Source organism: Micromonospora sp. PLK6-60 (genome assembly GCF_019890675.1).
In the GTDB taxonomy this organism is placed as follows: Bacteria; Actinomycetota; Actinomycetes; order Mycobacteriales; family Micromonosporaceae; genus Micromonospora.
Window position 1 is genome coordinate 22,037 of record NZ_JAIOAA010000014.1, and the last position, 20,153, is coordinate 42,189.

The 20,153-nt window shown below is 74.6% G+C and carries 18 protein-coding genes; 7 read left to right on the forward strand and 11 right to left on the reverse strand.

Annotated features, from left to right (window positions below):
• Window positions 1-18 precede the first annotated feature (18 nt).
• The 4 genes from K7640_RS22670 to K7640_RS22685 all read right to left on the reverse strand — a co-directional run bounded on the left by K7640_RS22670 (window position 19) and on the right by K7640_RS22685 (window position 2,523).
• The gene (locus tag K7640_RS22670) at window positions 19-624 is read right to left on the reverse strand and encodes a winged helix-turn-helix domain-containing protein (RefSeq protein WP_222956906.1); all 606 of its coding nucleotides are present in this window, start codon (window positions 622-624) and stop codon (window positions 19-21) included.
• 267 nt (window positions 625-891) lie between these two features.
• Complete coding sequence (locus tag K7640_RS22675) at window positions 892-1,491, reverse strand: winged helix-turn-helix domain-containing protein (protein ID WP_222956907.1); 600 nt, start codon at window positions 1,489-1,491, stop codon at window positions 892-894.
• A 47-nt stretch (window positions 1,492-1,538) separates the two neighbouring features.
• Complete coding sequence (locus K7640_RS22680) at window positions 1,539-2,042, reverse strand: rhodanese-like domain-containing protein (protein WP_222956908.1); 504 nt, start codon at window positions 2,040-2,042, stop codon at window positions 1,539-1,541.
• Between the two features lie 34 nt (window positions 2,043-2,076).
• Window positions 2,077-2,523, reverse strand: coding sequence for a cysteine dioxygenase family protein (locus tag K7640_RS22685; RefSeq protein ID WP_222956909.1), 447 nt, complete (start codon window positions 2,521-2,523; stop codon window positions 2,077-2,079).
• A 171-nt stretch (window positions 2,524-2,694) separates the two neighbouring features.
• On the opposite strand from K7640_RS22685, the gene K7640_RS22690 reads away from it, so the two are divergent.
• Together K7640_RS22690 and K7640_RS22695 are read left to right on the forward strand one after the other, a co-directional pair.
• The gene (locus K7640_RS22690) at window positions 2,695-3,087 is read left to right on the forward strand and encodes an ankyrin repeat domain-containing protein (RefSeq protein WP_222956910.1); all 393 of its coding nucleotides are present in this window, start codon (window positions 2,695-2,697) and stop codon (window positions 3,085-3,087) included.
• A gap of 957 nt (window positions 3,088-4,044) precedes the next feature.
• Window positions 4,045-4,998, forward strand: a complete 954-nt coding sequence (locus tag K7640_RS22695; RefSeq protein ID WP_255609787.1) for a DUF3500 domain-containing protein — start codon at window positions 4,045-4,047, stop codon at window positions 4,996-4,998.
• Here K7640_RS22695 and K7640_RS22700 read toward each other — a convergent pair.
• From K7640_RS22700 to K7640_RS22725, 6 genes are all read right to left on the reverse strand, one after another.
• Window positions 4,976-5,734, reverse strand: a complete 759-nt coding sequence (locus K7640_RS22700) for a class I SAM-dependent methyltransferase (protein WP_222956912.1) — start codon at window positions 5,732-5,734, stop codon at window positions 4,976-4,978. The genes K7640_RS22695 and K7640_RS22700 overlap by 23 nt on opposite strands.
• 63 nt (window positions 5,735-5,797) lie before the next feature.
• Window positions 5,798-6,307 carry a DUF2231 domain-containing protein gene (locus tag K7640_RS22705; RefSeq protein WP_222956913.1) on the reverse strand — a complete coding sequence of 170 codons (510 nt, stop codon included), beginning with the start codon at window positions 6,305-6,307 and terminating at the stop codon, window positions 5,798-5,800.
• Between the two features lie 76 nt (window positions 6,308-6,383).
• Window positions 6,384-7,100 carry a GAF and ANTAR domain-containing protein gene (locus tag K7640_RS22710; RefSeq protein WP_255609774.1) on the reverse strand — a complete coding sequence of 239 codons (717 nt, stop codon included), beginning with the start codon at window positions 7,098-7,100 and terminating at the stop codon, window positions 6,384-6,386.
• A gap of 193 nt (window positions 7,101-7,293) precedes the next feature.
• Entirely contained in the window at window positions 7,294-9,585 is a 2,292-nt protein-coding gene (gene secA2 / locus K7640_RS22715) for an accessory Sec system translocase SecA2 (RefSeq protein WP_222956915.1), read from the reverse strand.
• A 99-nt stretch (window positions 9,586-9,684) separates the two neighbouring features.
• Complete coding sequence (locus tag K7640_RS22720; protein ID WP_222956916.1) at window positions 9,685-10,773, reverse strand: zinc-binding dehydrogenase; 1,089 nt, start codon at window positions 10,771-10,773, stop codon at window positions 9,685-9,687.
• Window positions 10,766-11,767: a Gfo/Idh/MocA family protein gene (locus tag K7640_RS22725; RefSeq protein ID WP_222956917.1), complete on the reverse strand. Its 1,002-nt coding sequence runs from the start codon at window positions 11,765-11,767 to the stop codon at window positions 10,766-10,768. The genes K7640_RS22720 and K7640_RS22725 overlap by 8 nt, the downstream gene beginning before the upstream one ends.
• A gap of 249 nt (window positions 11,768-12,016) precedes the next feature.
• Here K7640_RS22725 and K7640_RS22730 point away from each other — a divergent pair, with 249 nt between their 5' ends.
• The 5 genes from K7640_RS22730 to ctaD all read left to right on the forward strand — a co-directional run bounded on the left by K7640_RS22730 (window position 12,017) and on the right by ctaD (window position 17,701).
• Window positions 12,017-13,000 (forward strand): glucosyl-3-phosphoglycerate synthase, encoded by a 984-nt coding sequence (locus K7640_RS22730; RefSeq protein WP_308042641.1) that lies wholly within the window; start codon window positions 12,017-12,019, stop codon window positions 12,998-13,000.
• A gap of 115 nt (window positions 13,001-13,115) precedes the next feature.
• Window positions 13,116-14,282 carry a glycosyltransferase gene (locus K7640_RS22735; protein ID WP_222956918.1) on the forward strand — a complete coding sequence of 389 codons (1,167 nt, stop codon included), beginning with the start codon at window positions 13,116-13,118 and terminating at the stop codon, window positions 14,280-14,282.
• Window positions 14,283-14,351: 69 nt separating this feature from the next.
• The gene (locus K7640_RS22740; protein WP_222957009.1) at window positions 14,352-14,804 is read left to right on the forward strand and encodes a DUF4383 domain-containing protein; all 453 of its coding nucleotides are present in this window, start codon (window positions 14,352-14,354) and stop codon (window positions 14,802-14,804) included.
• A 76-nt stretch (window positions 14,805-14,880) separates the two neighbouring features.
• Window positions 14,881-15,609, forward strand: coding sequence for an STAS domain-containing protein (locus K7640_RS22745; protein ID WP_222956919.1), 729 nt, complete (start codon window positions 14,881-14,883; stop codon window positions 15,607-15,609).
• 88 nt (window positions 15,610-15,697) lie between these two features.
• Entirely contained in the window at window positions 15,698-17,701 is a 2,004-nt protein-coding gene (gene ctaD / locus K7640_RS22750) for a cytochrome c oxidase subunit I (protein WP_222956920.1), read from the forward strand.
• A 1,132-nt stretch (window positions 17,702-18,833) separates the two neighbouring features.
• Here ctaD and K7640_RS22755 read toward each other — a convergent pair.
• On the reverse strand, window positions 18,834-19,973 hold the full coding sequence (locus K7640_RS22755; RefSeq protein WP_222956921.1) for a SigB/SigF/SigG family RNA polymerase sigma factor: 1,140 nt from the start codon (window positions 19,971-19,973) through the stop codon (window positions 18,834-18,836).
• Between the last annotated feature and the right edge of the window lie 180 nt (window positions 19,974-20,153).

Below are 20,153 nucleotides of genomic sequence, written 5' to 3' on the forward strand. Positions count from 1 at the left end.
CCATCCTGCCCGGACCGGTCAGCCGCTGCGGTCGATGGTCACCCGGGCGTCGTCGGCGAGCCGGTAGCCCACCCCGTACACGGTGGTGACCAGGGGCACGTCCACCCCGACCTTGCCGCGCAGCCGGCGGACGTGCACGTCGACGGTGCGCACCCCGGCGTGCTCGTAGCCCCAGACGGCGTTGAGTAGCTGGAGCCGGGTGAACACCCGGCGCGGATGGGCGACCAGGTGCAGCAGCAGGTCGAACTCCAGCCGGGTCAGCGGCAGCGGCTCGCCGTCGCGCAGCACGGACCGGGAGGAGGCGAGGATGTGCAGCGCCGGCACGGTGGCGGCGCGCGGCCGGCCGGTGGCGCGTCCCGGCGGGGCACCCTCCGGGCGGCGCTCGGCCGGCACGCTGGCGGTGATCGTGCCCTCACCCCGTTCCAGCAGCTCCCGGGCGGCCTCCAGCAGCCGCCGGGCGGGTGGCGTGAGCGACTCCTCGGCGGCCAGCGGGATGGACAGCGTGACGGTGAGCACCGGCGTCGGGGTGCTGGCCGGTCGGCGCTGGCCACCGGGGGGACGGCCGGGAACCGCGGGTTGGGACGGATGCCATCCGGCGCGCGACGAGGCGGGGCTGACCGACATGGTCCTCCTTGGCTGGTCCGGGTGTCTCCCCACGGCCCGGGACGCCGCTGCCTCGATGCTTCCCGGGCCCCCGGCGAGGGTCAAGGGGCGGCCGCGTTGCATGAATGTGACAATTGACGAACACATCGGAGCCGTCCGCTCGCTCTCCGTACGAGCCTGATGATTACAGCAGAACCGCCCGGACGGCGCGATACGGGGGTACCCGACTTGTGCACTTCGGCCGGTCACGGTGGCGGGCCCGCCCCTCGGACGTGCCGGGTGGCCGGCTCAGCGGTCCGGGTCGACCACCACCCGGGCGTCGTCGGCGAGCCGGTAGCCCACCCCGTACACGGTGGTGACCAGGGGGTTGTCCGCGCCGAGCTTGGCCCGCAGCCGGCGCACGTGCACGTCGACGGTGCGCGCCACCGCGTGCTCGTAGCCCCAGACGTTGGTGAGCAGCTGGAGTCGGGTGAAGACGCGGCGCGGATGCTCGGCGAGGAAGCGCAGCAGGTCGAACTCGATCCGGGTCAGCGGGATCTCCCGGCCGGCGTGGCGGACCACCCGGGTCCCGGCGAGGATCCGCACCGTCGCGGCGTCCGCCGGCTCAAGCCCAGCCGGCTCCGGCGGGTCCGGCACGGCGCGCGGCCCCGGCAGGCGGCCGTCGCCCCACCGGCGGGCCGTCCCGGGCCGGGGCGGGGTCGGCTCGTGGCGCAGCACGCCCTCCCCGGTGGCGGCCAGCTCGTCGAGCAGGTCGACCAGGCGGGACAGCCCGGGGGTCAGCGCGCCGCCGCCGAGGTCGAGGGTGATGGTGAGGGTGGGCGTGGGGCGCGGCGCCGGGTCGGGGCGACCCGGCGGGTACGGGCGGGGCGAGATGGCGACGACGGTCATGCGGGCCTCCTGACGGTGGCGCCGCCACGCGGGTTGCCGCGCGGCGGTCAGTGCGCCGCCCGGCCGGCGGTCACCGGCGGCGCGACGGGCGAGGGATGGTGCGGCGGGGTGGGGCCGAGGGCGGGCAGGCCGGCGATCCGCCAGGCGGCGAAGCCGCCGACCACGTCGGTGGCCCGGCGCAGCCCGAGCTCCTGGAGCGCGGCCGCCGCCAGGGACGAGGTGTAACCCTCCTGACAGAGGACCACCACCGGCAGGTCGTAGTCGACGGCGATCGGCAGCCGGGCCGGGCAGCGCGGGTCGAGCCGCCACTCCAGGACGTTGCGCTCGATCGCCAGCGCGCCGGGCACGGTGCCGTGCGCGGCCCGTTGGCCGGCGGGCCGGATGTCGACCAGCAGCGCGCCGCGCCGGTACGCCAGGTGGGCCTGCTCGGGGTCGAGCCGGCGCAGCCGGGTCCGGGCGTCGGCGAGGATCTCGTCGATCCCCCGCGACCCGGGTGGCGGCACGGGACAGCTGTCGGCGCCGATCGGCGTCGCGGGCGGGGTCACGCTCATCGGGGCGTCCTTCCAGGGTTCGGGGCGGGCCGGGTCACCACGCCACGCCCGCCTCGGCCACCTCGGCGGCCAGCAGCCGGCCGGCGACGAGGCGGTAGCGGGTCATCCGGGTCAGGGCCGGGGCGTAGACGTGCACGCTGACCGCGGGCTGGTCGCCCCGGTTGGTCACCCGGTGCACGTGCCGGGCGCCGAACCGGCGCGCGGCGCCGGCGGCGAGCCGGTGCGGGCGCAGCCGGTGGCCGCTGACCGTCTCCTCGGTGAGCTCCCCGGCCACCACCAGGAAGGTGCCGGCCGAGCCGCCGTGGTCGTGCAGGTCGGTGCCCTGGCCGGGCAGCCAGCTCAGCGCCCACACCTCGTGGCCGGGGCCGGCCGCCAGGCGGGCGTACCACCGCTGGGCCGGGTCGAAGCACAGCGGCACCGGCCAGTCCGCGGGGTCGGCGTACCGGCGGGCGACGGTGAGTAGATCGGGCTGGCGGCTCATGGCGGAGTTCCTCGTGGACGGCGTGACGTGGTCGACCCACTATAGAATGCAAACCCTATAGGTTTAGTAGGCAATACCGGATGGTGGGACGGCGGGTCGGCCCGCCGGCCCCGCCGTCCCGCTCGCGCCGGTCGCCGGGCGCGGCCGGCGACACTCGCCTAACCTGGGCGGATGCCCGAGGACCTCGACGCCGAGACGCTCGCCTACGCCCACCGGATGTTCGACCTCGCCCGGGCGGGCGCCACCGACGAACTGGCCGCCCAGGTGGACGCCGGCCTGCCCGTCAACCTGACCAACGGCAAGGGCGACACCCTGCTGATCCTGGCGGCCTACCACGCCCGCCCGGAAACGGTGGCCGCGCTGCTGGCCCGCGGCGCGGACCACCGCCGCGCCAACGACCGCGGCCAGACGGCGCTCGCCGCGGCGGTGTTCCGGCAGAACCCCGACACGGTACGCGCGCTGCTCGACGCCGGCGCCGACCCCGACCACGGCAACCCCTCCGCGGTGGAGACCGCCCGCTTCTTCGACCTCCCGGCGATGCTCACCGCGCTCGGCCGAGGCTGACCCGCCGCGGCCGGACGTGGCGCGGCAGGATGTGGCACTGTGCGGCGCTCTGCGGCCCGGCCCGGCCCGGCGCTGCCACGCCACCCGGCGCTGCGCAGTGCGACGCGAGCCGGCGCTGCGCAGTGCGACGCGGCGCCCTGTGCAGCGCGACGCGGCCCGGCGTTGTGCAGTGCGACGCGGCCCGGCGTTGTGCAGTGCGACGCGGCCCGGCGCAGTGCGACGCGGCCCGGCGCAGTGCGACGCGGCCCGGCGCTGCGCAGTGCTACGCCACCCGGCGCTGCGCAGTGCGACGCGAGCCGGCAACGCGACGTGGCGCTGTGCGACGCGGATTGCCCGGTGCTACAGGACCGGTCGGTGGTGGCCGGTGCTACGGGGCCCGATGCGACGCGGTGTTCCCCGGTGCGGCGGCGCGCGGCGTGGCATGACAAGCGCGGCGCGGCGGTCCTCGCCGACGTGGAGCCCGGCAATCCGCGGGGGCCCGGGGGTGTGCTCCAGCAGCCTACAAACTTGATGTCGTAAACGAATCATCCCGCCGGGGGAAGCACCCCGATGGCGGGATTCCGCTGTCACCCTGATTCGTTTACGACATCAAGTTGGTAGCTTGCCGACCGACCACCCCGACGGTGTGCGGCCTGGGGCGATATCCGCCGGGGGCACGGACGGGCGACGAGGGCGGCCTGCCTCCGGGCGCCCGGCGAGCGACGGCATAGTCCCGATGCACATCACCGGCGGTCAACGATTCCGCCACTCCGCCCGCCCGTCCCAGAACACCCGGGCGGCGCCCCCACTCGCGCCACGCCGCACCGCAGGCGCCGCCACCGCCCACGCCGCACCGCACCGCCCACGCCGCACCGCGCCGCCCACGCCGCACCGCGCCGCGCGATGTGACCTCCTGGAAGCGGGGGTGGACGCCGCCCGAGGTATACAGGGGCGGTGGAGGATCCCGTACCCGAGCAGATGCGTGCCGCCGCGACCACGCTGCTGGCGACGCTCGACGAGCCGGCCCGGCGGCGTGCCCGGCACGACTTCGACGACGACGCGGCCCGCCGCTGGCTGGAGTACCGACCCCGGCCCCGGCCGGGCGCCTGCCTGGCCGACCTGGACGTCGCCGGTCGCAAGGCCGTCCACCGGCTGCTCGCCACCGCGCTGAGCCCGGCCGGGTACGCCCAGGCGATGGCGATCGTCGGGCTGGAGGAGGTGCTGGACCGGGCCGAGGGCTGGCGGCGCGGACGGCACAGCGGCGACTACTGGGTGGCCGTCTTCGGCGACCCGGCCCGCGACGACCGGTGGGCCTGGCGGGTCGAGGGCCACCACCTGTCGGTCAGCATGACCGTGGTGGCCGATCAGGTCTCCCCGGCGCCGATCTTCTTCGGCGCGAACCCCGCCGCCGTCCGGCACGCCGGCCGCCCGGTCTCCCGCCCGCTCGGGCCCGAGGAGGACCTGGCCCGGGAGCTGCTGGAGGCGATCGGCCCGGCGGGCCGGTCGGCGGCCGTCGTCGCCGACGAGGCCCCGGCCGACATCATCAGCGCCACCCGGCCGGTGGCGCCGGGCCGGCTGGAGCCGCTCGGCGTGCCCCGCGGCCGGCTGGGCCCCGGCGGCCGGGCGCTGCTGGACCAACTCGTCGCGCTCTACCTGGACCGGCTGCCGCCGGAGCTGGCCGCCCAGGAGGCGGGCCGGCTGGCCGGCGGTGAGCTGCACTTCGCCTGGTCCGGGCCGACCCGGCCGGGGCAGCGGCACTACTACCGGGTGCAGGGCGACGACCTGCTGATCGAGTACGACAACACCACCGACGACGGCAACCACGCGCACACCGTGCTGCGCCGCCCGGCCAGCGACTTCGGCGCCGACGTGCTCGCCGACCACCACGCCACCGCCCACTCGGGCCCGGTCAGGGGCGGCGGGCCTCGATGAGGAAGCGCCGGGCGTGGGCCACGAACGGCCCATCGGCCCGGATCCGGTCGTGCAGCCGGCGCAGCGCCTCCCGGTACGCCCCGACGGTGAACCCCGGCACCGTCCAGATCACCTTGCGCAGGAACCAGGCAACCGCGCCGACGTCGTGGAACTCCGCCCGCAGCGTCGCCGTACGCAGGTCGACCACCGTGAGGCCGGCGGCCCGGGCGGCGGCGACCGCGTGCTCCGGGTGGCGGGTCGCCGGGGGCGGCAGCGGGCCCATCATCGCCTCGCTCAGCTCGCGCATGGTGCCGGGGCCGATCTGCTGGGAGAGGTAGCTGCCGCCGGGGGTGAGCACCCGGGCCACCTCGGACCACACCGTGTCCACCGGATGCCGGCTGACCACCAGGTCGAAGGTGGCGTCCCGGAACGGCAGCGGCGCCGCGCTGTCCGCCCGGACCACCCGGCCGCCGACCCGGCGCAACGTACGGCGGGCCACGGCGACGTTCGGCGGCCACGCCTCGGTGGCGACCAGCAGGGGCGGCGGCGTCGGCGCCTCGGCGAGCACCTCTCCCCCGCCGGTGTCGATGTCCAGCGCCGCCCCGGCGGTGGCCAGCCGGGCGCCGATGAGCCGGGCGTACCCCCAGGGTGGCCGCTCCTCGGTGGCCCGCCCGGTCAGCCAGGAGAAGCCCCAGCCGTCGACGGGCGCGGCGTCGGCCTCGGCGAGCAACGTGTCGAAGGTGCGCTGATCGGTCACGCCCGGCAGCCTGCCCGCCCGGCCGGTCCCCCGGCAACGCGTTTCCCGGGCGCCGGACGCGGGTCAGGCCCGGCCGCGGGTCAGGCCCGGACGGCGGATGATCTCGGTGGTCGGGCCGGTGAGGTCGCGCAGCGCGCCGACACTGGGTTCCCGCCGGTCGAACTGGCGCATCAGCCGGGCGCCCAGCGCCACGCCGACGCCACCCACCGCCAGGGCGAGCAGTTCGACGACGAGCAGGACGCCCGACGCGCCCCGCTGCGGCGAGTCGGCGCGGATCAGGCAGGAGATCAGGAACAGCCCGGCCACCGCCGTGTTCACCAGGTTGAAGGTGACCGCGGTGCGGCGGGTCCGGCCGGCCCGCACGTCCCACAGGTCGATCATGCCGGCGACCGCGGCCAGCCCGGCGGCGACCAGCGCGGCGATCGCGGTCCAGTAGCCCACCTCGCCCAGGAAGGCCGGCCCGCCGACCACGTGGGCGAGATCGAAGAGGGTGGCGCAGGCGAACAGCCCGTACGGGAACGTCACCAGCATCGGTTGGATGGGGTGCCCCTGCACCCGCAGTCGGCTCTCCATCGGTTTCCTCCCTGGTCCACGCGGTTCACCAGTCCAGGGTGCTACCCGGGCGCCACCGGGGCGAAACGATCTCGGCTCAGCCCTCCCGGGACCGGGACACCGTGCGCACCAGCCGCTCGGCCACCTCGCGCAGCGGGATGTCCAACGAGGAGGCGGCGCTGCGCAACACCTCCAGGGCCTCCGGCGCCGGGCAGCCCCGCTGCGTCATGATCACCCCGATCGCCTGCCCGACCACGCCCTCGCCCAGCAGCGACGCGTCCCGCTCGCCGGCCTCGGCGGCCTGCCGCGCCCGGTCCCGGACCGCGGCCAGCAGCAGCCCCGCGTGCTCGGCGAGCAGCATCGCGGTGAGCTGGAGGCGGGGCGCCAGCGCGGCGGTGCTGTCGGCGTACAGGTTGATGGCGCCGATCACCTGCTCGTCCACGTCGACCGGCGCGGAGATCACCCCGCGTACGCCGAGCGCCCGGGCCCGCGCCGTCCAGACCGGCCAGCGCTCCTCGGCGGTCAGGTCCTCCGAGCTGGTCATCTCACGGCGGCGGATGGCGGCCATCACCGGCGTGTCCGGCCCGTGGCGCAGGTCGTCCAGCTCGGCCAGCCGGTCGTCGGAGGCGGCCACCCCGGCCGGTTCGCCGGCGCGCAGCGCGGTGAACCCGCACCAGGTCGCCCCGGGCACGGCGTCCCGGACGATCCGGACCAGCTCGGCCAGGGCCCGGTCGAAGTCGTCGACCGCGATCAGCCCCGCGGTCAACTCCCGCAGCAGGGCGGCCGTCTCCAGCACGCCGAGGGTGTCGTTCATCGGGTCCTGCGTGTCCAGGTTCACCGGACCCCGGCCCCCGAAAGATCTGCCACCGGCGCCGTTGCCTGTGTCATCGTCTCGTACTCTCTCCCGATTCGTGAGCCCCGGGCTACTACCCTCGCAAACCAGGATCGAAACCGCGCAAAGGGGTCCCCTCCGGCGCGGTCGGCGCCGGCGGGGACCCCCGGGTACGTCAGCGGGCGCCGCTCAACCGGCGCCCCACCGAGGCGATCAGCCGGTCCAGCTCCGAGCCGAACGGGTTGTCGTGCACCAGGTACGTCCAGGTGGCGCTCGGCCGGACCAGCTTCGACGCGTCCGGCTCCCAGCCGTCGTCGAACTCGGTCTCCTCGAAGGTGGCGATGGTCCGGGCCTCGATCTCCGGCACCAGGGCGGTGAACGCGGGCACCGCGGCCCGGTGGAACTCGTCCAGCGGGTCGAGCCGGCCCAGCGCCCGCAGGTGCACGCCCTCGCGCACCTCGGACAGCTCGGCCAGGTGCTCGGCCCAGAGCCGGTCCAGGTGGTAGAGGGCGATCGTGCGGGCCACGTCGGCGAGCAGGTCCTCGTCCATCTCGCCGGCCTTCTCCGGCACCCGCTCCAGCAGCATCACCCCGGCCACGTCACTGGTCAGCAGCCGCTCCCGACGCTCGGCCAGGGCCTTGCGCTGCTGCTCGATGACCACGCTGTAGCGCCAGGTGTTGCGGTGGATCTCGTGGTTGACGCCCTCGGCGACCCGCTGGGCGTGCTCGACCGCGTAGTCCACCTGCGGGTCGGTGACCAGGCCGTCGGCGTTCATCCGGGGCGACGGCGGGACGGTGTCGCCGGCGTGCCGGACGACCAGGTCGTCCTCCAGGCTGACGAAGAAGACCGACCCGCCCGGGTCGCCCTGCCGGCCGGCCCGGCCGCGGAGCTGGTCGTCGACCCGGCGGCTGTCGTGCCGGCCGCTGCCGATCACGTAGAGGCCGCCCAGCTCCGCCACCCGGTCCCGGTCGGCCTGGTCGCTGCCGCCGAGGCGGATGTCGACGCCCCGACCGGCCATCTGGGTGGAGACGGTGACCGCGCCGTACGCGCCGGCCTCGGCGATGATCGCCGCCTCCTCGTCGTCGTTCTTGGCGTTGAGGACCGCGCAGGGCACCCCGGCGGCCTGGAGCCCGGCGGCCAGCCCCTCGGACTCCTTGACGTCCAGGGTGCCGACCAGCACCGGACGGCCGCGCTCGTGGTTGCGCCGGATCTCGTCGACCAGCGCCTCGTCCTTCTCGGCCCGGGTGGCGTAGATCCGGTCCGGCTCGTCCTCCCGGACGCACGGGGTGTTCGGCGGGATCACCGCCACCTCGAGGCCGAAGAACTCGCGCAGCTGGTCGCCGACCAGCACCGCGGTCGCGGTCATCCCGCACACCGTCGGGTAGAGCCCGACGAACGCCTGCACGGCGATGGTGCCGAGCACCTCGCCCTCGGCGGTGGCGTCGAGCCCCTCCTTGGCCTCCACGGCGGCCTGCAGGCCGTCCGGCCAGCGCCGGCGCTGGGCCACCCGGCCGCGCATCTCGTCGATCAGCTCGACCGAGTCGTCCCGGACGATGTAGTCCACGTCCCGGTGCAGCAGGGCGTGCGCGTGCAGCGCCACGTTGACCGCGGAGAGCTGGCCCACGTGCTCCTCGTCGTAGAGGTCGATCCCGCCGAGCTTCGCCTCGACCGCGGCCAGGCCGTCACTGGTGAAGGCCACGCTGCGGCCGTCCTCGGCGACCGTGTAGTGCTTGCCCTTGCGCAGGCCACGGACCAGGGCGGCGGCGGTGTGCACCGGGTCCTGCTCGCCGGGGACCGCGCCGGCCAGGACCATCGGCACCCGGGCCTCGTCGATCAGGATCGAGTCGGCCTCGTCGACGATGGCCGTGCGCAACGGCGGCTGCACCCGGTCGGCGAGGTCGGTGACCAGCTGGCCGCGCAGGTAGTCGAAACCGGCCTCGCTTACCGAGATGTAGGTGACGTCGCAGGCGTACGCGGCCTTGCGCTCCTCGGGGGTGGAGGCCTCGTTGACCCAGCCAACGGTGAGCCCGAGCAGGGTGTAGACCGGCTCCATCCACTGGGCGTCGCGGCGGGCCAGGTAGTCGTTGACGGTGAGCACGTGCACCGGCCCGTTGCCCATCCGCACGTGGCCGTACGCGGCGATGGTGGCGGTGAGCGTCTTGCCCTCACCGGTAGCCATCTCGGCGACCTTGCCGGCGAGCAACGCCATCGCGCCCAGCAGCTGGACGTCGTACGGGCGCTGGTCGAGCCCGCGACGGGCCGCCTCCCGGCCGACGGCGCAGAGCTCCGCGTAGCCCTCGGCGGCGCCGGCGGCCTCGGTCAACTCGGCGTCGGAGAGCTTCTCCAGCTCCTCCTCGCGCGCGGCGATGCGCGGCAGCAGCTTCTCCAGCGGGGCCAGGTCGACCGTCGTCCCCGGGCGCTGGAGGAACCGCCGGAACCTGGTCTTCATCCGTTGCGACACACCCATGAGCCGCAACGGTACGCGAACCGCGCCGGGTTTCGTGGTCCGGCCGTCCCGGGTCGGCCGACTTGTCCCGCCGAGCCACCCTTCGCGCCGATCGCCCGGTCAGCCGGTGAAGATCACCTGGAGCTCGGAGCGGCGCCGCTCGGCCAGGTCGGTCAGCACCCGGGGGGCCTCGGCGAGCGGCTCCACCGCGGTCACCAGATGCTTGCGGATCTGGTCGCCGTACTGGCGCAGCAGCTCGATCGTCTCGGCAGAGAGCCGCTCCCGGTCCCACACCGGGGCGAGCCCGCGCGGCACCCGGCCGATCTGCGCGCAGCGCAGCGACAGCCCGTTGTGGTGGAACTCCTCGCCGAACCGGACCGCGTCCGCGCCGGCCTGGTAGAAGGCCAGGTCGATCACGGTGCCCTGGGGGCGCAGCAGGCGCAGCGCCAGGTGCAGCGCCCAGGCCTGGCCGCGGCACTGGAACACCACGTCGGCGCCGCGGTCGCCGGCGGCGTGGTGCCACCGGGTCTTCAGCACCACCGCCGGGTCGTCGGCGTCCGGGTCGAGGGTCTCCAGGCCGAGCGCCTCGGCCACCGCCCGCCGCTGCGGCGTCGGGTCCAGCACCACCACCGAGGCGGCGCCGTGCCGCTTGGCGAACAGGGCGGTGAGCAGGGCGACCACGCCGCTGCCGACGACCGCGACCCGCCGGCCCCGCACCCCGTCGCCCAGCGAGCGCACGTCGGTGCCGCAGAGGTCTGCGGCGGCGTGCAGCACGCCGTTGGCGCAGATCGGCCCCATGTGCGCGACGTACACCCCGAGCATCGGGTCCAGGTCGTCCGGCAGCGGCACGAAGCGCTCGGCCAGCGGGTCGGCGACGTAGCCGCTGCGGTGGCCGTAGGTCATCGCGCCCACGGCGCCCACGGCGACCGCCGGGGTGCGGCTCTCCACCACCCGGCCCACCTGCATGTAACCCAGCCGGGTGACCGGGTACGGCGTGCTCGCCTCCCCCGGCTGGAAGAGCCCGAGAGCCGCGTTCCAGGTGACGTTGAGGTAGGGGTTGGTGCCCTTGACGAAGCTCAGCTCGGTGCCGGCGGAGACCCCGCTGAACAGCGTCTCCACCCGGAAGCCCCCCTCGGGCAGCGCGGGGACGTCCTGCTCGACCAGCTCGACCCGGCCCGGGCCGCTGACCGCCACCACCCGGTCACGCATCGACGGTCACCCCCGCCAGCGCGGCCGGGCCGGTGGGCAGGGCGACCGGGCGGCCGGTCCGCGCGCTGTCCGCGACGGCGAGGGCGAGCCGCTGGGTACGCAGCGCCTCGGCGTACGGGACGCGCACGTCCTCGCCGACGCCCCGCACGGCGTCCACGAAGGCCCGGTCGACGGCCACCCGGGCGCCGTCCGGGTCGGCGGGCAGGTGCCGCTCGCCGTCGGCGTCGGTGACGGTCAGGCCGTCCTCGGCCAGCGACAGGGCCAGCCCGTCGGCGAGGATCTCCAGCCCGGCGCGGTGCTTCCAGGTCAGCACGCAGGCGGCGGCCAGCGTGCCCACCGCGCCACCGGCGAACCGCAGGGTCGCCGCGGTCACCGAGTCGATGTCCGCCCCGGCCACCGGCGGCGGTGAGCCGTCGCCGTACGCGGTCACCTCGACCACCTCGCCGGCCAGCACCCGGACCAGGTCGAGCACGTGCGCGGCCTGCTCCACCACCGGGCCGCCGGAGCGGTCCCGGACCGCCCACCAGGCCACCGGCGGCACCTTGTCCAGCCAGGCGCCGTTGACCATCCGCACCGGACGGTCGGCCAGCAGCTCCCGGGCCTGCTCCACCACGTGCAGGTAGCGCCAGTGGTGCCCGACGGCGGTGAGCAGCCCCCGCTGCTCGACCAGCGCGCCGATCCGCTCGGCGGTGTCCAGGTCGACCGCGACCGGCTTTTCCACGAACATCGGCACCCCGGCGGCGATGACCGCCTCCTCGACCGGACCGTGCGCGAACGGCGGCACACACACGTACACCGCGTCGAGCCCGGCCGCGAGCAGCTCGTCCACGTCGCCGAAGGACCGGCCGCCGTGGGTGGCGGCCAGCGCCTCGGCCGCGTCGCGGGTCACGTCGGTCACCCCGACCAGTTCGACGTCGGCGAACTGGCTCAACACCCGGGCGTGGCGTTGCGCCACCCCGCCGGCCCCCACCAGTCCCACCCGGCATGTGCGCATCCGCCACCGACCTCTCCACCGCGGTTTCACGTTCCGCGCAAGCTCTCCCCGGGCCGGCGGCGCGCCAAACCCGCAGCGCGCGTGCAATCAGACGTTCATGTCCCGGGAACCGGTACGGGTGATCTTCGTGATCAGTCTGATAGCGATGATCCGGTTAGCGCGGGGTCGCGATTGGGAAATCCAGTTCCGCGTTTCCGCCACTATCTGGGGGTGCCTGTGCGGGAAACAGAATCGACCGTGTCACCGGTGGTGGAGGCATGGGCCACGTACCGGACGACCTCGGCCACCGAGTGGCCGGCCCGACGGCTGGTCCGGGCCAAAGGCGACACCAGGGTCAGTGTGGTGCTGCCGGCGCGCAACGAGGAGGCGACGGTCGGCGCCATCGTGTCCACCATCCGGGAGCACCTGGTGGACCGGGTTCCGCTGGTCGACGAGCTGATCGTCGTCGACTCCCGCTCCACCGACCGTACCGCGCAGGTGGCCCGCGCCGCCGGCGCCGAGGTGGTCAGCCAGGACGCGATGACCCGCGGCCTGCCCCAGCTGACCGGCAAGGGCGACGCGCTGTGGGCGGGGCTGGCCGCCGCCGAGGGCGACGTGGTCGCGTTCGTCGACGCCGACCTGCGCGAGTTCCGGCCGCACTTCGTCACCGGCCTGCTCGGCCCCCTGCTGACCGACCCGTCGGTCGACTTCGTCAAGGGCTTCTACCACCGGCCGCTGGTGGGCCAGTCCAGCGTGGAGCCCGACGGCGGCGGGCGGGTGACCGAGTTGATGGCCCGGCCGCTGCTCAACCTCTTCTGGCCGGAGCTGGCCGGATTCGTGCAGCCCCTGGCCGGCGAGTACGCCGGCCGTCGTGACGTGCTGGCCCGGGTGCCGTTCGTCTCCGGCTACGGCGTGGAGACGGCCATGCTGATCGACCTGCTGGAGCTGGTCGGGCTGGACGCCCTGGCTCAGGTGGACCTCGGTGAGCGCAAGCACCGGCACCAGGACACCGCCGCGCTGGGCCGGATGTCCGCGCAGATCCTGCACACCGTCTGGGCGCGGCTGCAACGTCGTGGCTGGGCCAGCCCGGGCAGTTCCCCCGCGCCGCTGCTCACCCAGTTCCGCCGCGGCGGTTCGGAGGCACTGCCCAACCTGGAGCGGGAGATCGTGGTGAGCGACGTCTCCGTGCAGGAGCGGCCACCGCTGGCGCAACTGCGCCACCGGGTGCCCCGCCGCCCGTTGGCGGCCGCGTGAGGGTCCGGTCCGCCGGACCGGCCGCAGCACACAGCGACACCCGGCCGCACCGGCCGGTCGGTGGCGAAGCGCGTACGCCCGCGGGCGCCCGCGCCGACGGAAGGAATCCCGCACGATGAGTCTCACGGTCCTGATGAACGCCGGTCCCTGGCTCTCCGTGCCCCCGCCGGGCTACGGCGGCATCGAGAACGTCATCGCCACCCTGGTGCCGGAGCTGCGCCGGCTCGGGATCCGGGTGGTGCTGGCCTCGGTGGAGTCGAGCACCCTGCCGGTCGACGAGAAGATCTCGGTCTTCCCGGACGGCCAGTTCCACGCCCTGCAACGCCCGTACAACCAGGTCTGCGGCGTCGCGCAGGCGCACCTGGGCGGGGTGGCCCGCGCCTGGCACTCCCGCGACGACATCGACCTGGTGCACGACCACGTGGAGGCGGTCGGGCTGGCCACCCTGGCCGCGATGGGCCCGGCCGGCCCGCCGGTGCTGCACACCCTGCACTGGGACCTGGCCAAGCACCCCGAGCTGTACGGCAACCTCGACGGCGGCGACCGGGTCCGGGTCAACGGCGTCTCCGCCTCCCAACTGGCCCGCGCCCCGCAGGCGCTGCGCGACCACTCGGTGGGGCACGTGCACCTGTCCACCCCGCTCGCGGTGGGGGCCGACCGCCGGCCGACGGTGACCAAGGGTGACCACACCGTCATCCTGGGCCGGATCAACCCGGGCAAGGGGCAGGACCTCGGCGCCCGGCTGGCCCGCCAGGTCGGCTTCCCGCTGGTGCTGGCCGGCCCGGTCGGGCCGTACCACCGGCCGGAGGACCTGGCCGCGGCGGGCGACGAGGCGCGGCAGAACCCGGACGTCCGGTTCTTCCACGATCACGTCGCCCCGCACCTCGACGGCGACCTGGTCCGCTGGGTCGGCACGGTCGCCGGCCAGGAGCGCGACGACCTGCTGGCCTCCGCGCGGGCGTCGCTGTTCCCGCTGCGCTGGGAGGAGCCCGGCGGCACCGCCGTGGTCGAGTCGCTGGCCCTGGGTACGCCGGTGGTCGCCACCTCCCGCGGCTGCCTGCCGGAGCTGATCGAGCCCGGCCGGACCGGCCTGCTCACCACCGACGAGGAGGAGTTGGGCGAGCTGGTGCTGGCCGCCGGCCTGCTCGACCCGGCGGAGTGCCGGCGGGAGGCCGCCGCCCGGTTCACCCCGGCGGTGATGGCGCAGCGGTACGTCGAGCTGTACGAGCAGGTCCGCCGGCTCGCCGCCGCCCCGCAGCGCCGCCAGCTCCAGCCGGCCTGACCGTTTGTCCCCTCCCGGGCCGGGAACCCACCGGTCCCGGCACGGGAGGAGGGTGCGGTGAGCGGAGCGATGGCACACGCGCGGGCGCGCCGGGGTCCGGCCGACGGGCACCCGCCCGTACGCCGGGCCGCCGCCACGGTGGGCGTGATCTTCCTGGTCATCGGGGTGCTGGGCTTCGTGCCGGGGATCACCACGAACTTCGGCGACCTGCACGTCGCCGGGCACGCGTCGGGTGCCGAGCTGTTCGGGGTCTTCCAGGTCTCGGTGCTGCACAACCTCGTACACCTGGGGTTCGGGGTGGCCGGCCTGGCGATGTCCCGGACGGCGCCCGGCGCCCGCGCGTTCCTCGTCGGCGGCGGGGCGATCTATCTGGTGCTCTGGCTCTACGGGCTGGTGGTGGACCGCTCGACCGGCGCCAACTTCATTCCGGTCAATCCCGCCGACAACTGGCTGCACCTGCTGCTGGGCCTCGGCATGATCGGTCTCGGTGTGCTCACCGCGCGTGGCGACCGTCACCGCTGAGCGGTGCCGTCACGGTTTCGTGCCCCCGTCCGTCGGGTAGTTCGCAGGCCACCGACGCGACGGAATCGAGGACTCCATGCCGAGCCGGATCAGGTGCCTGGTCGAGGACGAGGGACCGGTCACCGTCGTCCGCATCGCCGGCGGGCTGGACACCGGGACGATCCGGCCGGTGCACGGGGTGCTGGACCGCTGCCTGACCGAGCAGCCGGACGCGCTGGTGGTCGACCTTTCCGCCGTCCGGGTGGAGGATCCGCTCGCGCTGTCGGTCTTCGTGGCCGCGGCCCGGCAGGCTGCCAGCTGGCCGGGGGTGCCGATGGTGCTCTGCTCCGCGCCGCCGGAGGCGGCGGCCCTGCTGGCCGAGTCGGCCGCGTGCCGGGTGGTGCCGGTGCGCCCCGACTGCGACGCCGCGACCCGGGCGGCGGCCGGCGCCGCGGCGCCCCGGCTGCGGGCCCGGCTGGACCCGGTGGCGGGCGCCTGCCGGCGGGCCCGGGAGCTGGTCAGCGACGCCTGCGCCCGGTGGAACCTGCCCGAGGCGGTCGGCCCCGCCTCGGTGGTGCTCAGCGAACTGGTCGGCAACGTGGTCCGGCACGCCGGCACGCCGATGCGGGTGACCATGACGCTGCGCCGGCCGTACCTGCACGTGGCGGTCTTCGACGGCAGCCGGGAGGCGGCCCGCTGCGGCAGCGGTGATCCGCTGGCGGAGGGCGGCCGGGGCCTGCTGCTGGTGCGGGAGCTCACCCGCGGGTGGGGCAGCTCCCCGGCGGCCGGCGGCAAGGTCGTCTGGGCGATGCTACCGGCGAACTGACCGAATTTTCCGCTCTCGCCTGGTTTGATGGGTGACGGGGCAGGGTAGCCACGCCCGTCCTTTCCGCCGTCACGACGGGGTGAGAGTCATGCCCAAACGGGTAGTCACGGAGCCGGCCCGCGACCGGGGGCCGGCCGTACTGGCCCCGGCCCGGTTCGGTGGCTATCCGGGACCGGTGCGTCCGGCGCTGCCGGGCAACAAGCTCCTCCGGCTCCTCGGCACCACGGACGCCAAGGAGATCGGCCTGCTCTACCTCGCCACGTCGTTCGTGTTCTTCCTGATCGGCGGGGTGCTGGCGCTGCTGCTGCGCGCCGAGTTGGCCCGGCCGGGGATGCAGTTCCTCTCCCCCGAGCAGTACAACCAGGCGTTCACCATGCACGGCACGATCATGCTGCTGCTCTTCGCCACCCCGCTGGTGTTCGCCTTCGGCAACTACATCGTGCCGCTGCAGATCGGCGCGCCCGACGTGTCGTTCCCGCGGCTGAACGCCTTCGCGTACTGGCTGTACCTATTCGGCGGGTCGATCGTGCTGGGCGGCTTCGTCGCCCCCGGCGGGGCCGCCGACTTCGGCTGGTTCGCGTACACCCCGCTGAGCGACGCCCAGCACAGCCCCGGCGTCGGCGGGAACATGTGGATCGTGGGCCTGGCCATCTCCGGTCTGGGCACCATCCTCGGCGCGGTCAACATGATCACCACGATCCTGACCCTGCGCGCCCCCGGCATGACCATGTTCCGGATGCCGATCTTCACCTGGAACCTGCTGCTCACCAGCGTGCTGGTGATCCTGGTCTTCCCGCTGCTGGCCGCCGCGCTGTTCGCGCTCGCCGCGGACCGCCTGCTGAACGCCCACGTGTACGACCCGACGACCGGCGGGCCGATGCTCTGGCAGCACCTGTTCTGGTTCTTCGGCCATCCCGAGGTGTACATCGTGGCGCTGCCGTTCTTCGGCATCATCACCGAGGTCATCCCGGTCTTCTCGCGCAAGCCGATCTTCGGCTACACCGGCCTGGTGCTGGCCACCATCGCGATCACCATCCTGTCGATGAGCGTCTGGGCGCACCACATGTTCGGCACCGGCCAGGTGCTGCTGCCGTTCTTCAGCTTCCTCAGCTATCTGATCGCGGTGCCGACCGGGGTGAAGTTCTTCAACTGGATCGGCACCATGTGGAAGGGGCAGCTCACCTTCGAGACACCGATGCTGTTCGCCGTGGGCTTCCTGGTGACCTTCCTGCTCGGCGGCCTCACCGGCGTGCTGCTGGCCAGCCCGCCGGTGGACTTCCAGGTCACCGACTCCTATTTCGTGGTGGCCCACTTCCATTACGTACTGTTCGGCACCATCGTGTTCGCGGCCTTCTCCGGGGTCTATTTCTGGTTCCCCAAGATGACCGGCCGGCTGCTCGACGAACGGCTCGGCAAGGCGCACTTCTGGACCATGTTCGTGGGCTTCCACATGACGTTCCTGGTGCAGCACTGGCTGGGCGCCGAGGGCATGCCCCGCCGGTACGCCGACTACCTGCCGAGTGACGGCTTCACCGGGCTGAACGAGATCTCCACCATCGGCTCGTTCATCCTCGGCGCCTCCACCCTGTTCTTCATGTACAACGTCTGGAAGTCCTGGCGGTACGGCGCCGCGGTCACCGTGGACGATCCCTGGGGCTTCGGCAACTCCCTGGAGTGGGCCACCACCTGCCCGCCGCCGCTGCGCAACTTCGACCGGATGCCCCGGATCCGCTCCGAGCGGCCCGCCTTCGACGCCAAGTACGGCTCACTCGTCTCCGACCTCGGCCGCGACCTCCCCCAGCGCACCACCCGGCCACCGCAGGAGTTCCGCGAGGAGCTGCACCGCGAGCCGCACCCCCTGGAGTCCCCGGCCGCCGAGGGCGCGCACGGCGCCCGGGAGGCGGTGGCCTTCCACCCGGCGCCCCAGTCCGGCGCCCGGCCGGTGGAGGTGCCCGAGCCGGAGGAGATCCGCCGGCCCAGCTTCGAGCAGACCGACGAGCCCGAGGCGGGCGCACTCGGCGCCGATCGCGCCCCGCAGGAGAACGAGCGGTGGCGCCACCCGCACAGCAAGGGCGACACCCCGGACCACTGACCCGCCAGCCGCCCGGCCCTGCCGCGCGGACGCCACCACCGGCCGCACCGGCCGCCGTGCCATCACCCACCGGCCGCCCTGGCCGCGCGGGGCGTCCGGCCACGCGGGCCATCCCGACCACACAGGCGCGCACCGGCGGGCGGCGCACGCCGCGCCGGGCCAGCCACCCGGCGGCGCACGGCGTGCCGGGCCAGCCGCACGGCGGCGCACGGCGTGCCGGGCCAGCCGCACGGCGGGCTGGGCCCACCCGGCGGTGCACGGCGGACAGGGCCAACCACCCGGCGGAGCACGTCGGGCCGGGGCCAGCCACCCGGCGGAGCACGTCGCGTCCGGGCGGCCACCCCGGCGGCGGCACCGGCCGTGTTGCCACGTCTCGGAGAACAACTACTGCCCGCGGGACGGCGCCGTCAGGGCGCCGCGCACCGAGCAGCCAGCCCCCGACCAGGTCTCTCGAACGCGCGGGCGGGGCCAGCGGGACCGAGTTCGGCGCACTACCAACTTGATGTCGTAAACGAATCAAAGCGGCTTGTGTCAGGTCGGCCTCACCGCCCTGAGCAGGGGCGCTCGTTCGTCCATCCTGGATGGCGATTCGTTTACGACATCAAGTTGGTAGCGTGCGGAAGACACCTCGGCTGCCAGCCGGCGACACGCCGGCCGGACCGTGTGCCCGACCGTCGGCGAACCCGCCGAGGTCGCGCCCGCCGGAAACCCCAACACCCCGCCTACCGGGCCACCATGTCCCGCCGCACACCCCGACACGCCGCATACCGCGCTACCACGCCCGCCGCATGCCCCAACATCCCGCACACCGGGCCACCACGCCGGGCCACCACGCCCCGCCGGACACCCCCGACATGCCGCACACCGGGCCCACCACGCCCGCCGGACACCCCAACATGCCGCACACCGGGCCACCAGGCCCGCCGCACACCCCAACATGCCGCATCACGCCGAGGTCCGCGCCGTCACGCCCGCGGCCGGACACGCTGGCCCAAGCCCAAGCCCAAGCCCAAGCCCAGCCCAAGCCCAAGCCCAAGCCCAAGCCCAAGCCCAAGCCCAGCCCAAGCCCAAGCCCAAGCCCAAGCCCAGCCCAAGCCCAGGGCCAGGCCCGGTCGGGGTCGGTGGGGCACCGTCAGGCGTCGGCGGTGGCGGAGAGGCCGGCGGCGGTGAGCGAGCGGCGTACCCCGGGCTGGACCCGGGTCAGCCGCAGCGGCACGCCGGTGCGGGCGGCGGCGTCCCGGCCGGCCATCAGGGCGGCGATCCCACCCGCGTCGAAGCCGCCGGCGCCCACCAGGTCCACCACCACCTCGCGGGGCTGGCCGGTGACCGCCTCCAGCATGGCCCTGCGCAGCTGGTCGGCGCCGTCGCGGTCGATCTCGCCGCCCACCTCGACCACCACCCGGTCGCCGTTCTGCCGGACCGAGATCTTCGACTTCGCCGGCTCGGACTCGGCCGCGCCGTTTTGCCAGGGCGGCGGCGCGTCGGCGAGCATCGCCTGGCGCAGCCAGGTCAGCGCCCGGGACAGCAGCCGCGAGACGTGCATCTGGGAGATGCCGAACCGGGCGGCGATCTCCGCCTGGGTCTGGTTGCCGTAGAAACGCATGGCGAGGATCCGCCGCTCCCGCCAGGGCAGCCGGTGCAGCAGTCCGCTGACGGTGACCCGGTCGTCCACCGACTCCAGCGCGTTGTCCGACTCGCCGACGAGGTCGCCGAACTCGGCGGAGCTCTCGCCACCGACCGGCGCGTTGAGCGAGGCCGGGCTGTAGCCGGCCGCCGACTCCAGCGCCGCCAGGATCTCCTCCTCCGGGGTCTCCAACCGCTCGGCCAGTTCGGCCACGCTGGGCGCCCGGGACAGCTCGCTGGTCAGCGCCGAGGTGGCCTGCCCCACCTCGAGGATCAGGTCGCGCAGCCGGCGCGGCACGTGCACCCCCCAGGTCCGGTCCCGGAAGTGCCGTTTGATCTCGCCCACGATGGTGATCGCGGCGTACGCGGTGAACGAGCCCCGTTCCGGGTCGTACCGGTCGACGGCGTTCACCAGGCCCAGTCGGGCCACCTGTTCCAGATCCTCCAGCGGTTCGCCACGGCCCCGGTAGCGGCGGGCCAGCCGGCCGGCGAAGGGCAGCGCGAACCGGACCAGATCGTCGCGCGCCTCCTGCCGCCGCTCGGGCGGCAGCCCCGCGATGCGGGCCGCGTACGCCAGCGCCGCCGCGTCCAGGTCCTCCAGGCCGCGTTCGGTGGCCGGCGGGGTCGTCGTGCTGGTCTGTCCGTACATCCGCGCCTCCCTCGGGAAGGTCCCCGCCCGGATCGGGAAACCGGTCCTACGCGTGGTCGACCCACGCACCGGGACGGAAGTGGGGTTACGTGACTGGATGCCTGCGAGCGGGCGACCGCACGCCACACGGCGTGATCAGGCCGTCGCAGCGAGCGGTGTTCCCGCTCCGTAGGTACTCAA

Bases quoted from the DNA above. Each gene is read 5' to 3' on its own strand.
- K7640_RS22670 (WP_222956906.1), bottom strand. From the start codon at position 624: ATGTCGGTCAGCCCCGCCTCGTCGCGCGCCGGATGGCATCCGTCCCAA.
- K7640_RS22675 (WP_222956907.1), bottom strand. From the start codon at position 1,491: ATGACCGTCGTCGCCATCTCGCCCCGCCCGTACCCGCCGGGTCGCCCC.
- K7640_RS22680 (WP_222956908.1), bottom strand. From the start codon at position 2,042: ATGAGCGTGACCCCGCCCGCGACGCCGATCGGCGCCGACAGCTGTCCC.
- K7640_RS22685 (WP_222956909.1), bottom strand. From the start codon at position 2,523: ATGAGCCGCCAGCCCGATCTACTCACCGTCGCCCGCCGGTACGCCGAC.
- K7640_RS22690 (WP_222956910.1), top strand. From the start codon at position 2,695: ATGCCCGAGGACCTCGACGCCGAGACGCTCGCCTACGCCCACCGGATG.
- K7640_RS22695 (WP_255609787.1), top strand. From the start codon at position 4,045: ATGCGTGCCGCCGCGACCACGCTGCTGGCGACGCTCGACGAGCCGGCC.
- K7640_RS22705 (WP_222956913.1), bottom strand. From the start codon at position 6,307: ATGGAGAGCCGACTGCGGGTGCAGGGGCACCCCATCCAACCGATGCTG.
- K7640_RS22710 (WP_255609774.1), bottom strand. From the start codon at position 7,100: ATGAACGACACCCTCGGCGTGCTGGAGACGGCCGCCCTGCTGCGGGAG.
- secA2 (WP_222956915.1), bottom strand. From the start codon at position 9,585: ATGGGTGTGTCGCAACGGATGAAGACCAGGTTCCGGCGGTTCCTCCAG.
- K7640_RS22720 (WP_222956916.1), bottom strand. From the start codon at position 10,773: ATGCGTGACCGGGTGGTGGCGGTCAGCGGCCCGGGCCGGGTCGAGCTG.
- K7640_RS22725 (WP_222956917.1), bottom strand. From the start codon at position 11,767: ATGCGCACATGCCGGGTGGGACTGGTGGGGGCCGGCGGGGTGGCGCAA.
- K7640_RS22735 (WP_222956918.1), top strand. From the start codon at position 13,116: ATGAGTCTCACGGTCCTGATGAACGCCGGTCCCTGGCTCTCCGTGCCC.
- K7640_RS22740 (WP_222957009.1), top strand. From the start codon at position 14,352: ATGGCACACGCGCGGGCGCGCCGGGGTCCGGCCGACGGGCACCCGCCC.
- K7640_RS22745 (WP_222956919.1), top strand. From the start codon at position 14,881: ATGCCGAGCCGGATCAGGTGCCTGGTCGAGGACGAGGGACCGGTCACC.
- ctaD (WP_222956920.1), top strand. From the start codon at position 15,698: ATGCCCAAACGGGTAGTCACGGAGCCGGCCCGCGACCGGGGGCCGGCC.
- K7640_RS22755 (WP_222956921.1), bottom strand. From the start codon at position 19,973: ATGTACGGACAGACCAGCACGACGACCCCGCCGGCCACCGAACGCGGC.